Source organism: Mycobacterium sp. 4858, from assembly GCF_900240975.1.
Lineage (GTDB): Bacteria > Actinomycetota > Actinomycetes > Mycobacteriales > Mycobacteriaceae > Mycobacterium.
Genome location: NZ_LT968775.1, coordinates 301,571 through 316,727, shown reverse-complemented (window position 1 = coordinate 316,727; position 15,157 = coordinate 301,571). Strand labels below are relative to the sequence as shown.

The 15,157-nt window shown below is 68.7% G+C and carries 13 protein-coding genes; all 13 read right to left on the bottom strand.

Features of this window, described 5'->3' with window-relative positions; all coding sequences use genetic code 11:
• Positions 1-77 precede the first annotated feature (77 nt).
• Positions 78-1,007, bottom strand: coding sequence for a S9 family peptidase (locus C1737_RS01560; RefSeq protein ID WP_233214616.1), 930 nt, complete (start codon positions 1,005-1,007; stop codon positions 78-80).
• A gap of 43 nt (positions 1,008-1,050) precedes the next feature.
• On the bottom strand, positions 1,051-1,923 hold the full coding sequence (locus C1737_RS01555; RefSeq protein WP_233214615.1) for an ester cyclase: 873 nt from the start codon (positions 1,921-1,923) through the stop codon (positions 1,051-1,053).
• 41 nt (positions 1,924-1,964) lie between these two features.
• Positions 1,965-3,173, bottom strand: a complete 1,209-nt coding sequence (locus tag C1737_RS01550) for an NAD(P)/FAD-dependent oxidoreductase (protein WP_102417042.1) — start codon at positions 3,171-3,173, stop codon at positions 1,965-1,967.
• 44 nt (positions 3,174-3,217) lie between these two features.
• Positions 3,218-4,384, bottom strand: a complete 1,167-nt coding sequence (locus C1737_RS01545; protein ID WP_199182768.1) for a 3-oxoacyl-ACP synthase III family protein — start codon at positions 4,382-4,384, stop codon at positions 3,218-3,220.
• On the bottom strand, positions 4,381-6,747 hold the full coding sequence (locus C1737_RS01540) for a beta-ketoacyl-[acyl-carrier-protein] synthase family protein (protein WP_233214614.1): 2,367 nt from the start codon (positions 6,745-6,747) through the stop codon (positions 4,381-4,383). The genes C1737_RS01545 and C1737_RS01540 overlap by 4 nt, the downstream gene beginning before the upstream one ends.
• 39 nt (positions 6,748-6,786) lie before the next feature.
• The gene (locus C1737_RS01535; protein ID WP_102417041.1) at positions 6,787-8,124 is read right to left on the bottom strand and encodes a beta-ketoacyl synthase; all 1,338 of its coding nucleotides are present in this window, start codon (positions 8,122-8,124) and stop codon (positions 6,787-6,789) included.
• Positions 8,121-9,392, bottom strand: a complete 1,272-nt coding sequence (locus C1737_RS01530) for a beta-ketoacyl synthase (RefSeq protein ID WP_102417040.1) — start codon at positions 9,390-9,392, stop codon at positions 8,121-8,123. The genes C1737_RS01535 and C1737_RS01530 overlap by 4 nt, the downstream gene beginning before the upstream one ends.
• Positions 9,389-9,514 carry a hypothetical protein gene (locus C1737_RS27360; protein WP_255396502.1) on the bottom strand — a complete coding sequence of 42 codons (126 nt, stop codon included), beginning with the start codon at positions 9,512-9,514 and terminating at the stop codon, positions 9,389-9,391. The genes C1737_RS01530 and C1737_RS27360 overlap by 4 nt, the downstream gene beginning before the upstream one ends.
• Complete coding sequence (gene acpS / locus C1737_RS01525) at positions 9,504-10,007, bottom strand: holo-ACP synthase (RefSeq protein ID WP_102417039.1); 504 nt, start codon at positions 10,005-10,007, stop codon at positions 9,504-9,506. The genes C1737_RS27360 and acpS overlap by 11 nt, the downstream gene beginning before the upstream one ends.
• A 61-nt stretch (positions 10,008-10,068) precedes the next feature.
• On the bottom strand, positions 10,069-10,482 hold the full coding sequence (locus tag C1737_RS01520; protein ID WP_102417038.1) for an acyl carrier protein: 414 nt from the start codon (positions 10,480-10,482) through the stop codon (positions 10,069-10,071).
• A 7-nt stretch (positions 10,483-10,489) separates the two neighbouring features.
• Positions 10,490-11,527 carry an ACP S-malonyltransferase gene (fabD, locus tag C1737_RS01515; protein ID WP_199182767.1) on the bottom strand — a complete coding sequence of 346 codons (1,038 nt, stop codon included), beginning with the start codon at positions 11,525-11,527 and terminating at the stop codon, positions 10,490-10,492.
• Between the two features lie 137 nt (positions 11,528-11,664).
• Positions 11,665-13,545 carry an AfsR/SARP family transcriptional regulator gene (locus tag C1737_RS01510; RefSeq protein WP_158243942.1) on the bottom strand — a complete coding sequence of 627 codons (1,881 nt, stop codon included), beginning with the start codon at positions 13,543-13,545 and terminating at the stop codon, positions 11,665-11,667.
• A gap of 583 nt (positions 13,546-14,128) precedes the next feature.
• Positions 14,129-15,001: an NAD-dependent epimerase/dehydratase family protein gene (locus tag C1737_RS01505; protein ID WP_068096718.1), complete on the bottom strand. Its 873-nt coding sequence runs from the start codon at positions 14,999-15,001 to the stop codon at positions 14,129-14,131.
• Between the last annotated feature and the right edge of the window lie 156 nt (positions 15,002-15,157).

The following is a 15,157-nucleotide window of genomic DNA, read 5'->3' as shown; positions in this document are numbered from 1 at the left end:
GGCTAAGTGGTGAAGTGCTCGTCAAAGCGCCGCAGCTTGGTGGTGGGGTAGCGGCGGCATCGGTTCGGAGGGCCTGGTCATGTCGCTTCCCCGGGGGTGCGCGTTGGCCGAGCCGGGGTCTTCGGAGTGGCTTGCAGGCACTCTTCAAAGAAGGCAAACGCGCGCAGGTGGTAGCAGCGGGCGACCCGGCCGAGGCTGATGTTGTGGCCCGCGTCGGGTTGGCGTTCCACCCGGACGACGGGTGCCTTGGTCAGCCGGGAGCACAAGTCCGCGATGTCCGGCTCGTCGTGAAGCCACCAGGCCTCGTGCTCGGCAAACGTCAGCCGCAGCGGGATTTCGATCCGCGGCGCCAGTTCCTCGAACCTCGCCGGCCACAGGTACACCTCGGCGGCCTCGCGGGCGGGCACGGGGGCGACCAGCGCCTCGGCCGCGCGGAAAGTGCCTGGGGGGTAGAGACCCAGCGGTCCCCAGTTGCGTTCCCATTCCATGCGGCGGCGGAGCAGTGTCCGGTCGGCCGAATCGAAGTTGTATCGGTGGCCGATACCGGAGGCATCCAGCGCAAGCAGTCCGGGGGTGCGCGCGGCGGTCGCGAGGGCGAGTTTGCCGCCGTAGGAATGGGCCAGCAACAGGAAGCCCTTCCCGACGGCGTGCCGTTCGGCGAACGCGTCGAGAGCCCCGGGCAGGACGGCGGCCTGCTCGTCGAGGGTCATGCCGTCGGGTACCTGCGCCGCGGAGCGGCCATACCCGGGCCGGTCGAGCGCCAGGACCGTGAAGCCGAGCTGTGCGCCCAGCGTGAGCAGAGATAAGTCAGGCTGGGCCTGCCCGTCGAAGTAGCCCGCGCGCATGCCGCCACCGTGCACCGCGAGGACGGTCGCCCGTGGCTGCCTGTCGGGCGGCTCGGCCAACAGGCCGGACAGGGTCAGGCCCGCAGCCTCAAGGAGGATCGTGCGGACCCCGGCCGACTGGGTCTGCGACGGCATATTTCGGTCCGTCCCGGGCACGCTCATGGTGTCCTTGTCGGTTGCAGACCGACCGGTGCCGCCGGAGTCGCTAAGGGGAGCCATCGGGGCGGTTAGGGGTGAGTCGTGGTGGCGCTGTCCAGGTGAGACCGGCCGACTCGGCGGATGTGACGGGGGCCGCCCACGGATCCTCGCCGTGGATGTCGAGGATCTGTTCACGCAGCCACTGGTCGAAGGGGTGCTGTGACTCAGTCCAGCGCTTCCTGGTCCGCTCCGGTGCCACGGTCTCGAAGTGCACGATCGCGTAGTCCCGATCGGGCCGAGGGTCGATGCGGAGCACCTCGTGGGTGATGCCCAGCCTCCGCCGGGAGGCCTCGTAGTCGCGTCGGCGCGGCCCCTGCAACTCGGCGATGAGCAGGTGCCAGGCGCTGGCCTTCTCGTTGTTCAACGGCACCGTGCGCACCACGGACCGGACACCCTCCACGGTGCTCCGGCCCCCCTTGCGGGGGGCCAGCATCCGCAGGCCGAGCGCGGCGAACATGTTGGATGCCACACCATGCTCCCATCGCTCGGCGATCCTGCCCTCCTCGTCGAACCGCCAAATGACGATGCCGACGGAAAGGAACGCACGGCCGGTGGGCGCCACCCCGAGCAGATCGCCCTGGTGAGTGCCGCGCCAGGTGTTGTGGATGACGACCATGTCGTCGTGTGCACTGATGTCCTCGATGGTGACGTGGAAGTCGGGGAACGCCTCACGCAGTCCGGCGATGGTGTATTTCACGCCCTCGGCGCCCTCGGGCGCGCCGGGCAGGCCGGCGTGGTCGACGACGTCCGGCCGGTAGAGCTCGTCGACCAGCGAGAAGTCGCCCTGGTTGACGAACTCGGCGAAGACCCGCCGGATGGTCGCCTTGTTGCGTTCCTCAGCGCTTTCCCACGCTGGCGGGATCCTGGTCGCAGTGGTCAAGACAGCAGTCCTCTCATCGGTCTCGGCGGTTCCGAACACGCTCATGTCGCGCTGGCGGTGCTCCTGGGGGCCCACCGCATGCCGTACGCGACGTGTTCGTGTTCCGCGGTGTGGAAGGTGCGATTCCAGACGAGTTTGAGAATCCGGTCGCGCAACCAGATGGCGGCCGGGTTCTGCAGGGCGCCGATCACGCCGATCCGGTGCGCCAACAACTGCATCGGCCGGGTTCGCTGCTGCCGCTCGGCCTCGTAGGCGCGCAGCGCCTGGGTGATGGTGGCACCGGGCGTGGCGAGATGATCGGCCAGGACCAGGGCGTCTTCGATTGCCAGGCAGGCGCCCTGCCCGATGTTGAAGCTGATGGGGTGCGCGGAGTCGCCTAGCAGGGTGACCCGCCCCCGTCCCCAGACAGAGTCTGGTTTGCGGTCCATGACATCGCTGCGCAGGATGCTCTCCGGAGTGGTGGCGTCGAGAATTTGCTGAACCGGGGCGATCCAGCCGGCGTGCCTGGCGCGCAGCATGTCCAGGGTCTGCTCGGGCGTGCCCTCGTCGCGCAGGCCGGCGGGGCCGTTGGCGACGCTCATCCAGTGCACGACGCCGGGGGCAATGTCGTAATACGTGAAGCGGGTTCCGGGACCGAACAGCGCTCGGAAGGTGCCGGGCGGGAACTCCGCAGGAGTCATGTTGGCGTGGCCACGCCAAGCGATGTAGCCGGTGTAGTCGGGAGGTTCGGGACCCAGCAGCCGGCCGCGGACGGTGGAATGGATGCCGTCGGATCCGACCAGCAGGTCGCCCTCCTCGGAGGTGCCGTCGGCGAAGTGAACGCTCACCCCATCGGCATGCTCGGTGTACCCGGTGACTTCGGCGCCAGTGACGATGGGAGCTGTCACGGCTTTACGCAGGATGTCGTGCAGGTCGGAGCGGCTGATGGCGACGGTGGGTTGCCCGTAGCGCTCGACGAATTGGCCCACCGGGTACTCGCCGATGACCCGACCGGTCGAGGTCGCGAAGTGGCACACGGACTGCGCGGGAGCGATCTTGGCTACCTCTTCGGCGACTCCGAGGTAGGCCAGAGCCAGCATGCCGTTGGTCCAGATGTGCAGTCCGGCGCCGCCGTCGCGGAGTCGGGGTGCGCGTTCGAAGACGACGGAGTCGATACCCCGCTGCTGCAAGGCCAGTGCGGTGGCAATCCCGCCGATCCCGCCGCCGGCGATGAGAACCCGGCGTCTGGCACGGGGCGTTTCTGCGGACATGACTTCTCCTTCGGGTCAGTGCGGACGACTCGGCGGCAGTTGGGTCAACCGCTCAGGCCAGCCATCGCGCCATCCGGGTAAGAGTCGGGGGTGTCTGAAAACTGGCTGTCGGCCGTCAAAGGCGGCAGGGGCGCCCGCCAGGTGACCGAAAGCCCGGTGTACACGTACCGGCTGGCCTCGATGCCAAGCAGCACGATCCGGTCTCCCGGCCGGATGCGCCCCGAGGTCCAACCCGCGTCCAGGGACAGCGGCACCGCAGCCGAGCCGGTCGCCCCCACCGCGGCGAGGTTCTCCACGATCCGCCCGATAAGTGCGTGGTTGTCCTCGGCGGACAGGCCGGCGGCCGTGTACTCGTCGGCGAAGTAGTCTGCGTTGCCCTCCGGCAGCACGATCGCGTCGAACTCTTCAAGCGCCCGGCCTTCCTTCCGTGCCATCTCCTGAATCGCGCGGACGAAGACCCGGGGCCCGAATTTGGAGGTGCCGGGGACATCGATCTTCATCTGGATCAGCTGGCGCCGGCGCATCTGCTCGGCCTGCGGCACGTCCGTACCGCCGCCAATGATTTCCATGCCAGGCTTTCGCAGGCCACCCACGCAGGCGTTGATGAAGGTGAACTCGTCCGCCGATACCTCCGCCGGTTCAGCCTGCATCACCACGGCCGCCGCACCGTCGCCGAATGTGTACAGCGTCAACCGGTCCCGCATCCGTACGCGCGCCGGGTCAGTGCCCAGAAAAAGCGGCGCCATCAGCGGCGAGGCGACGTCGCTCCCCACGACGAGGGCGGTGCGCGCCGTCCCGTCGGCCAGGTGCCGCCGGGCCAGGTCCAGCGCCTGTACCCAGCCCGCGCAGGCCCCGCGGATCTCGATCGCGGCGACACTCTCCAGACCCAGGTAGTGCTGCAGGGTGGTGGCGACGTTGGGCAGCGTGTACTCCGGTGTCGCCGTGCACACCACGATCAGGTCGACCTCGTCGGGCTCCACACCCGCGCGTTCCAGGGCCTGCCGGGAAGCACGTTCAGCCATCCGGCTGTTGTTGATCGTGTGCTCGCCGGTGGCCGGGTCGATCATCCAGTGCCTGGTCTTGACCTGAATGCCGTCGAGGACGTCGTCCGGCAGCGGTCCGACATACTTCTCGAGCGTCGCATTGTCCAATGGTTCTCCCGGGACAAAGCTGCCGCTGGAGAGGATCTTCACGTCGTACGTGGTGGTCATTGGCCGGACTCCGTTCCTTGGAGGGGTGCGGGGGACAGGGCGAGCGAGGTGTGGGTGCCGCCGAGAGATGAGCTGTTGATCAGGACAGGGCTGCGGCTCCCGCCCTCGCGCCAGGTACCGACGGCGAGGACCGCCGAGAGCTGGGCACCCGCGCCGATCGGCTCGCCGAGTATCCGCTTCGGAGCCTCGAACCGCACCCCGCCTGTGCCGAACACGCGCTCGACGGCGGCCTGTTCAGGACGGTCGACGGCAGCCAGGCCCGCCGCGTTCGCCCAGACGGCTGAGACGTCGTTCGGCTTGAGCCCGGCGCCGCGCAGTGCCCCGCGCATCGCCCTCTCCATGCCGTTGCCACTCGGGTCCCAACGGCCGATGCCACGCGCATCTGATGCGGTCTCGTACCCCAGCACCTCGGCGTGCACCGGGGCGCCGCGTCGCTCGGCGCTCGACCGGCGCTCCAGCATTAGTGCGATACCGGCCTCGGCAAGCGTGTACCGGCGCCCGGCCGCCGAACCGAACAACGGGATGCCGTGGTACGCGGCCAGCACGGCGGGTGAGAACGCCTCGACCGCGGGCACCAACAGCCGCTCGGCACGTCCGGCGCGCAGCATGTCGTACGCGACCCCCAATGCCGCGGCGCCCGCTGCATGCCCCGACGTCAGCGTCGACGTCGGCCCCTTGGTGCCCAGGGCCATGGCGACCATTCCGGCCGCCCCGTTGAACACGGTGAACGGGAACACCGCGGGGTTTGCGGCCCGGGCGCCTTCGCGCAGAACCGGGACGGTGAAACGTTCGCTGAACTCCATCGGCCCGATGCCCGTGCCGAGCACTACGCCTGTCGCGGCGACTGCGTCCGCGTCATCTTCCGCTCCCGCCGCGCTCAGGGCGGCTCTGCACACGGCGACGGCGAGCTGAGAAACCTTGTCCATCCGCCGCCGCTCCCTGGCGGAGCCGGCGGCCGAACGGTCGAACTCGGCCCGCGCCAACCGCAGACCATGCTCCGAAACACCTTGCTGGCGCCCGGCCGCATAGGCCGCCCAAAGAGCCTCGGGACCCTCGCCGGCCGAGGTGATCGCACCGAATCCGGTCACCACGACGTCCTCCGGGGCCTCGGCCGGCGCCGGCGCGTAGGCGCCGCCGGCGCGGGCGAAAGCGATGGTGGCGTTGGCGCCGGCGAATCCGAAGTTGTTGGACAGCGCGGTGTCCAACACCATCGGCCGGCCCGTGCCTGCCACCGGGTCAAGGCCGCACTGGGGATCCGGCTCGGTGAAGGACGCAGTGGGCGGCACCACCTGGTCACGCAGGGCCAGCACGGTGACGATGCCCTCCACCGCACCCGCAGCGCCCAGCAGATGGCCGATCATCGACTTGGTACTGGACAGCGCGGTCTTTGCGGCACTCTCGCCAAGCGCGGCGAGCACCGCCTTGCTCTCAGCCGTGTCGTTCTTCGGCGTCCCTGTGCCGTGTCCGTTGATGTACCGGACGTCGTCGGGTGTCAGATCCGAAGAATCGAGCGCTGCGAGGATCGCCCGGGCTGCGCCCTCGCCCTCGGGGTGTGGGGCCGTCGGGTGATAGCCGTCGGCGGACAGGCCATAACCCAGTACCTCCGCGATGACCGGGGAACCGGTCCGCTCCGCGACCCGCCGGGAGAGCAACACCAGCATCCCGCCGCCCTCGCCCAGGGTCAGCCCGGACCGGTCCTTAGAGTAGGGCGCCGCTGGCCGCGGAGAGAGCGACCACAGGCTGCTGAACCCGGCGAACGCCGACTCGGTGAAGGCATCCGCGCCGCCGACCAGCATCGCATCGGCCCGCCCCGCCCGGATCACGTCCAGGGCATGGGCCATCGCGTGCGCGCTCGAGGCACATGCCGTGTTGACGCTGAACACCGGCCCCTTGAGACCGAATGCTGCCGACAGCGCCTCCGCACCGGCGTGTGGCGGTACGAACGTGTAGCGGTGCCAGTCGGGTGTGTTGCCTTCCCGCAGCTCGCGCAAGGCGAGTTCGGCGCTGCGCCAGCCGCCGTGGCAGGTGCCGTACGCGACGCCCCACCGCTCGGCCGGGATGTCCGCGTCGACCCGCAGACCTGAGCCTGCCATGGCCTCCTCGGCGGCGGTCAGGGCGTAGTCGACGGACAGATCACGGCTGTCGGAGCCCGGGGCGTAGTCGTAACTGGGTGAGCAGCTCTCAGTGACCTCGCCACCCAGGGCGGTCTGGTAGTCGTCCATGGGCAGGCGGCGCACCGGCGCAATAGATACTCGCCCCGCGCGCACCCCGTCCCACAGGGCTGCAGCCGAACCGCCGTGCGAGGTGACCGCGCCAACCGACGCGATTATCACACTGACAGCCGGGTCAGGAACGTCAGTCACTTTCGTCTGCTCCCTCTCTGAACAGCAGCGTTCGCCCGCTTACGCGTGCCTGGACAGGGTCAGCGCCACGGCCTGGCCCTCGATGCCCCGGGCCAGAGCCATCGCATGGGAGGGCTGAGACTCGCGGGCGCTGCCGCGGACGTGGTTCAGATCGCAGGCCGGGTCGGGGTCATCGAGGTTGAGCGTCGCGGGCACGGACCCGTGGTATAGGGCCAGCGCGGCCACGGCAGCGTTGAGCGCACCGCCGCCCCCGACGAGATGACCGGTCTGCGGCTTGACACAGCTCACCGGCACCGACCGGACGGCGGGGCCCAGCGCGGCACGCAGAGCGGCAGCCTCGCCGGAGTCCCCTAGCCGGGTCCCGGAGCCGTCGGCGGCAACGTAGCCGAGGTCGTCGGCAGCCAGCCGGGCGTCGTCGAGCGAGCGCCGCACCGCTCGGGCCAAACCGCGTCCCTCCGGGTCTGCGGCCGGTGGTGTACGAGCGTCATGGCCGGCGCCATAACCGCTGAGCTCTGCATAGATCCGGGCGCCGCGGTCGAGCGCCGCTTGCTTCTCCTCGAGCACCAGCAGCGCGGCGCCCTCGCCGGGGAGCCCTCCGTCGCGGCCCCGGTCGTAGGGCCGGTACGCCCCGTGCCCCCGCTCGTTGCGGGTGGTCAGGAGGCCAAGCCTGTCCAGAAGCGTCATCGACCACCAGCTGGTGGCGTCGTCGTAGCCGCCTGCGATCGCCACATCCGCGTCCCCGCGTCGCACAGCGCGCATGGCCCGGCCGATCGCGGTGGCACCGGCGTCCGCGTAGCCCGCGAAGAAGCTGCTGGAGCCCCGGATGCCGTACACCTGCGAGATGTTGAACACCGCGCCGGCGGGCAGCCCCTCGACGAAGAACAGTGGCGGCATGATGCGATCGCCGTGTCGCGCAAGGTGCGCGAGGTCGGCCGTACCGTCTGGCCGGCGGATGGTTTTCAGCTCGTCGATCAGCTGCTCAGTGCGCCCGAGCGACTTGTTTCCGCCGAGATATAGGCCGGCCCGATGGCCGAGCTCGTCGCCGCCAGTCTGGGTGTGCGGCAGGTCCGCGTCGTCGAGGGCGAGCCGGGCGGCGGCCAGCGCCAGGCAGTCGCCTCGGTTGATGGTGCGCAGCTGGCGCCTGGTGGCGAACCGGGACGCGTCGAAATCGGCGATTTCGCCACCCAGTCGGGTTTGCAGCGGCGACGGATCGTAGGCCCTGATCGGGCCAATCCCGGACTTGCCGGTCACCAGGGCCTTCCAGTTGGCCTCGGGGCCCTCGCCCAGCGCGGTCAGCACTCCGATACCACTGATGACGACCTGGCGCCCGGTGCCGTTGTGCGGTGTTGTAGTTCGGATCCGCTGCGCGGTCGTCATCGCTCCTCCTCGTAGCGCCCCACGACTAGCCCGACGTTGGTGCCACCGAAGGCGAACGCGTTAACGAGGGCGTACCGCACGTCTCGCTCGCGAGCTGTGTTCGGGACGAAGTCGAGGCCGAGACGCCGGTCGGGTGCCTCCTGGTTGATGGTCGGCGGCACCACTGAGTTGTTGATCGCCCCGATGGCCGCCAACACGCTCAAACCGGCGGCCGCCGCGGTGAGATGACCGGCCATCGACTTGGGTGAACTAATCACCAGCCGTTCGGCGGCGTCACCGAACACCTTCTTGATCGCAGTGGTCTCCGAGAGGTCGTTGCCCGGAGTGCTGGTGCCGTGCGCTACGACGTAGTCGATGTCGGCCGGCTCGAGACCGGCGTCCGCGATTGCCGCCTGGATGGATTCGATGGCTCCGCTGCCGTCCGGCGGCGAATCGGTTATCCGCCAGGCGTTCAAGCTGGTGCCGTAACCCAGGATCTCGGCAAGGATGCGCGCCCCGCGGGCCCGGGCCGCCTCCAGTTCCTCCAGTACTAGGACGATGCCGCCCTCCCCGAGCACGAACCCGGACCGATTAGCGTCAAACGGGCGGCTGGCCCGCTCCGGGGCGTCGTTGTAGTCCTTCGTCAGTGCGCCCAGCAGGTTGAAGCAGAGCACGTCGAGCCAGGTCGTCAGCGAGTCGTAGCCGCCGGCGAGCATGAGCGTCGCGTCGCCCTCCTGTAGGGCGCGAAACGCCTCCCCAACGGCGTGGCCGGAGCTCGAGCAGGCCGTGGACAGGCCCATCATCGGGCCGGTCGCGTCAACCATCCGGGCCATGGCCGCCGCGGCGATGTTCTGGCTGTAGGCCAACGCGTCCGAGGGCGCGTACGGGATGAACGCGTCATCGCGACCCGTCTCGTCGCGCAGCGCGCCGACGTCCACCAGCCACTGCAGGTCCGGCCGGTCCACGCACGCCCCCATGGCCACGCCCATGTCCGCGCTGTCGTACGTCTCCTTGTCGACGGCCGCGTCGCGCAGTGCCTCCCAGGCAGCGGCCACACCGAAGGTGCCCGGCCGTAACAGATGGCGGAGACCGACCGAGCTGGGCACCACATCGCCGAGCGTGAAGTCCTTAACCTCGCCGGCGATGGTCACCTCGAAGCCGGTGGTGTCGATCGTGGTCAGCTGACCGACTCCGCTGCGCCCTTCGACCAATCCCTGCCATGTGCTCGGCGCGTCGTTGCCCAGCGGGGTCACGGCGCCCATGCCGGTCACGACTACCCTGCGGTTCATAGCACCGCCTCCGTCCGCGGCATCTGCTCGCCGTCGACGTGGCCCATCGGATGGAACCGCGCCATTTCGCCAGTCTTGGGCCGCCCCAGTCCGAGCTGCGCGGTCCGGCCGTCAAGCCTCATACCGATCGCCTCCTTCTGCCCTATCCGACTGCCCTGCCGGATCGTCTTCTTCTGCCGTATCTGGTGCGGGCTGGTGCTGTGTCCGAAGCCCCGCGGGCGGGCGGCTCCCGTTAGGGGGCGGCGCCGAGGGGCAGGGCAGGCACACCAGGACGGCCTGAGCGACAGCGAGTCCTCCGCTGTGGCTCAGAGAGATGTCGATGTAGTCCATGTCTAGGGATCGGGCGACGACGGCCACCTCGCCGTACAGCCGCACTGTGGGGCGTCCGCCACGGTCATTGACGACCTCGATATCCGTCCACTCCATCCGCGGGCCCATCCCGGTCCCCAGGCTCTTGAGAACGGCCTCCTTGGCGGCCCACCGACATGCCAGGTGCTCGCCCACCCTTCTGCGCCGATAGCAGTAGGCCAGCTCGCGGGAGGTGAACACCCGTTCCCTCAGCTCGGGTTGCGAGGTCATCAGCTCCTCTATCCGGGCCACTTCGACCAGGTCCACACCGGTCCGCACCCGCAGTGGCGACGGGGCGGAGCGGTCTGGCGGCCGCCCCTCCCCCGTTTCACACTGACGCTGTGGAGCGGGCAGCACGCTCGGTCACCAGATCCGTCAGGTTCTGAACGGTGAACAGGGTCAGCACCTCGTCCGCCGTGAGCTTGCCGGCCAGTTCCTCCACATCGATCTGCGGCAGCGACTTCTTGAGCTGAGCCAATCCGACCTCGTTGATGATGTCGTTCTCGTCGGCGAATTCCTCGTCGGGTATGCCGCCCTGGAGCAGTTCGGCCATGTCCGCGACCTTGATCTTTACGCCCGACGCCTTTTCGATGCGGAACAGGACGTCGAGCAGGTCGATGGACTCGGCGTCCAGGTCACCCAGCAGGGTGGCCTCGGGTACGACCTCCTCGATGTCGACGCCTAGCGCGGCGGCGACTGCCTCCTGGACGACGGTGTCGAGGTTCTTTTCCTGTTGAGACATATGTTCTTCACCCTTCTTGGATCACTGCTGCTAATGGATGGGCCGGGCTGTTGCAGGCCGTCGGCGGGCCAGCATCCGGTGCCAGTTCGCGGTAGAGCGCCGTCAGGCGACGCGGGTCTCCAGTGGAGCGGATGCAGACCTCTCCGAGCGTTCGCCGGGCGAGTCCGCTGAGCACGCGGCCCGGGCCAATCTCCGTGTACGCGCTGACCGGGTGCTTTGCGGCCGTGCGCAGCACGTCGACCCAGCGGACCGGTCCGGTGAGCTGACCCCGCAGCAGTTCCCGGGCCTCCTCGCCCGAGCGAACGTAGGTGCCGGTGACCGAACTGATCACCGGCAACGTGGGGTCAGCGAACCGCTTGGCAGCGAGGGCCTCGGTGAACCGCTCTTTGACCGCGGCCATCAGCGAGCAATGGAAGGGTGCACCAACGTCCAGCGGCGCGACCCGCTCGGCGTCGGCCTCCAGCGCGGCCCGGCCCACCGCCTCTACGGCGCGGGCATGCCCCGAGATGACGGTCTGCAGCGGCTCGTTGTAGTTCGCGACTTCGACCACGCCGACGTCGTCGGCGCTACGGCAGGCGGCCAGCACCTTGTCCGCGGGCAGGCCCATTATCGCCGCCATCGCGCCGGGCACCTCGCGAGCCACGTCGCCCATCAGTTGGCCGCGCAGCCGCACCAGCTCCAGGGCCGACTCGAGGGACAACACCCCGGCGGCGACCAGAGCCGGATACTCGCCGAGGCTGTGGCCCGCGATTACTGCGGGCCGGTAGCCGGCTGCCCGCAGCAGATCCCAGATGGCGAGGCTGGTCGTGGCGATCGCCGGCTGGGTGATCTCGGTTCGGGCGAGTTCCTCTGCACTTCCTGTCACGCAGATCTGCGACATCGGCAGGCCCAGGATCTCATCGGCCTGGGCGAACAGCTGTTGGGCCGAGGGATAGGTGTCGAGCAGGTGGCTTGCCATGCCGGGGCGCTGCGAGCCCTGTCCGGTGAACATCGCTAGGCAACCCCGCGGCGTCTCGCGACTGACAGAGCCGGTCCGACTGGTCATGAGGTACTCCTCCCGCGACCCGGTGTGACGCTGGCGCAGCCAGCCGATCGCATTGGTAAGTGCTGCCGGGGTCAACCCTGGGGTACTGAGATGGGCGCAAGGCTGGAGCCCGTCTTGACCGGGGGTGTAATAGCAGGTCAGCGCGCTAGACGGAGCTGCACCGCCTCCGTGGTCTCGTCGGCACGGTCATCCCTGAGCCCGCGCGCGAAACTGCGCTGTAGACCGTCGAGGCGGTAGCGGGTGTGGTGCTGGGCTACTGCGGACTCGGCCACCGTCAGAAAATGGGTCTCCACCAGTTTCTCGCAGGTGTCCTCGACTGCGGTGAAGTCCTTGCCGAGCCACTGGCATGCCAGATTTGCGTCGAACTCGGCCACCGTCAGATCGGCCAGGCAGCGGAGCGCTTCGCGGGCATCGGCGGGCAGCGTCTCGTACGACGCCATGAAGCAGGCGCGCACGCTCAGTGAGCTGTGGGCCAGCTCGTCCAGGCGCCGGGCCCCCTCCCTGAGCCGTTCCGCGTAGCGACGCAGCGACCAGGGGGGGGGGATGTTGAGCCGCACGGCCGCAGCGCGCCGCGCGAGCGGCAGCCCGCCACAATACCGGGCGACCGCTGCGGCCGCGGCCGGCTCCCGGTTGACGCGCTCCTTGCCAAGTACGTGGGTCAGGAGCCGCACACTGTCGCCGGGCGGCAGGGCCGTCAGCTGTATGACGCAGGCGCCGGGCCGAGCGCTGAGCCAGCCTCTGCTGGTGATCAGTACCGCGGTGGCTCGGCTGCTCGGCAGCAAAGGCTGCACCTGGTCATCGTCGACGGCATCGTCGAGTATGAGCAGCAGCCGACGCCCGGCCAGAGCCAGCTGGTAGACCTCGGAACGCTCGTCTGGGTCGGTCGGGATGCGGTCGTGATCCGTCCCCAGGGCCCGCAGCAGCCGACCCTGAACCGCGTAGGGGTCTGCCGGATGCGCGCCGCTGCGGCGCAGCGCCGCATACAGCTGCCCGTCCGGGAAGGCGGACCGGTGTCGATGCCCCAGGCGCACGGCCAGCGCGGTCTTGCCGACACCTCCCCCGCCCACTACCAGCACGACTGGGGGCTGTGAGGCCGTCGGCCGCGTCAAGGCTCTCTCGGCCACATCGAGTTCCCCGGCCCGCCCGATGAAGTCAGGTAGGTCGAGCGGAAGCATCTGCGGGACGACCAGGGTCGGCCGGGAGACCTCGACGACCTGGTGCGTCTCGGCACTGCGCAGGTCGCCGCTTCGCTCGGGCGCCGGTGTGGGATCGACCGCTTCGCCACGCAGGATCGTTTGATAGAGCTGCTGCAGCCGCCGCGACGGATCCGTACCGAGTTCCTTGGCGATCAGCTGGCGTATCGACTCATAGCGCTCAAGGGCGTCGACTGTGCGGCCCTCAATGTAGAGCGCGAGCACCAGGCGTTCGCATAGCTGCTCGGAGAGTGGGTCGTTCAGCATCGCATTCCGGAGTTCCGCGAGAACGGCGCTCGGGCGCCCGAGCCGAATCTCGGCATCCGCCCACTGGCAGAGCGCCTCGCTGTGCAGCTGCCGCAGCGTCTGCCGGACCCCGTCCGCCCACTCGCTATGCATGCCGACCAGTGCGTCACCCCGCCACATCTTCAGCGCCTGCTGGAGCAGCGTGCTGCGTTCCTGGTCGTCCACCCCCTCCTGCTGCGAGCTCTTGAGCAGCCGACGGAACCGCACGAGATCCACGGCGCCGAGATCGGTCGAAACCAGATAGCCGGCCGGCGATCTGACCAGGCTAATCGGCTCGGGCAGCGCCGCCGAGGCCTGAGCTAATGCGCGGCGCAACCGGGTAACGTACGTATAGACGACGTTACGGACTTCTGCCGGCGGTCGGTCCCCCCATACGCGGTCGACAAGGGACTCCAGTGGCACCGGCCGTCCAGCGTCAACCAGCAGGGCGCCGAGGATAGAGCGTTGCCGCGCAGGGCCGATATTTGCCAATGAGCTGCCCGTCCAGAGCTCTATCGATCCCAGTATTCGGAGCTCCATACCCGGATGTCCCCCTCTCAGCTCCATACCCGGATGTCCCCCTCTCGGATTCGGTGACAATGTCACCGGAAATTTCGGTTACAACGTCACCATAAAGGGACGTTGTAAACATTATGGGGGGTCTTAGGACTGGTCGGGCTACCAGGAAGGCCAGAAACGAAGGATTTCAACTCGGCGCAACGATGTGTTTATTAGACTGTGAGGCCGCTTTGGCGAGATGCCGACCGGGTGGTGAACGCGTCGCCTAGGCGCCGTTCACGGATTCGCGGAAGTCCTTCGGCGACAGCGGGATTGGCGCCTGGCGAATCAGGTTCGCTGTGGTCATGGGCTGCACGGCAAGGGACCGTGCAACAACGCCGCGACTATTTGGTTCACAGTCGTCATAGGCTGCGCGGCCAGCCCAGCGAACTGGACGGCGCGCCCGTCCTCGGCGCTTGCTGAGGAGCACTCGGATCGGCTATTTCGTTGATCGGCGTAGCCGCAACCTCGCGAACCACGTCACCCGATCCGTGCGTGAGGACGGGGGTTCGAGACGGCGTCTACCTCCTCCACCGTCCCTCGTCGCCAACTCCGTCGATATCGCCTATCCGGCGGCCAGCTCTTCTAGGAGGCCCGGCCGGTGCGGTTGCCAGCCCAGCTCGCCGCGGGCGTGAGCGTGAGTAGCGACTTGATCCAACATGAGCGCTTCAACCATCACATTCCAATACCGCTCAGCGTCCGCCGGATCCCATGCCTGCACCTGGGCGGAATGGCGATCGGCCATGACTTTCGCCGCATCCTTCATGCGCACCGACTCGTCGCTGGCAGCCAGATAGACCGACCCCGCCGGCGCTGACTCGACCGCCAACGCGTAGAGATCACCGAGGTCGTCGGCGTGCACGACGGCCCACCGGTTGGAGCCGTCGCCAAAGTGACGAACGACCCTGTCCTCACCGCTCCCTTCCGGAGCCAACAGCATGGGCACGTAGCCGCGCCTGCCGCCATAGACCAGCCCGGGGCGGATCCGAATGGTGCGCAGGCCCTGGCCGGCGGCCTCGAGCAACATCTGTTCTATCGCAGGCCGCCAAGCGACGACCATCGGTGGTGCGAGCGGTGAGTCCTCGGTCAACGGAGCCGATCCGACGTTGCCATGGAGCCAGAGGCCGCTGGTGTAGACGAACGGCTTGTCGGTGCCGGCGAAGGCTGCGACCAGGGCAGCTACCACACGCTGATCCAGTTCAGCAGCCCGCTCATCATTGCTGGAGGCCGCGTGCACCGCGCCGTCCATGCGCTGCGCGAGGTGGGACAACCCATCGGTCTCGAAAAGGTCGGCCACAACCACCTCGACGCCATCTGGCACCCCCGCGCGACTGCTTTCGTCGCGGACCGTACCGGTGACGGTATGGCCGCGTTGGGTGAGAGCGCGGGCCACCGCGCCGCCGATCGTTCCCGTGACGCCAGTTACTAGTACATGCATGGACATTGTCCCTTCACTCTCGATTCGCAATCAGGATCGCTCGCGGGGCCAGGTACGGTGGCGCGGCCTTGCCGTTGCGCCGGATAGCGTCATCAATTCGGCGGGCACGGCGGTCTGTGACCGGAAGCGCCTCCTCCAGTTCGGGGCGCATCGTGG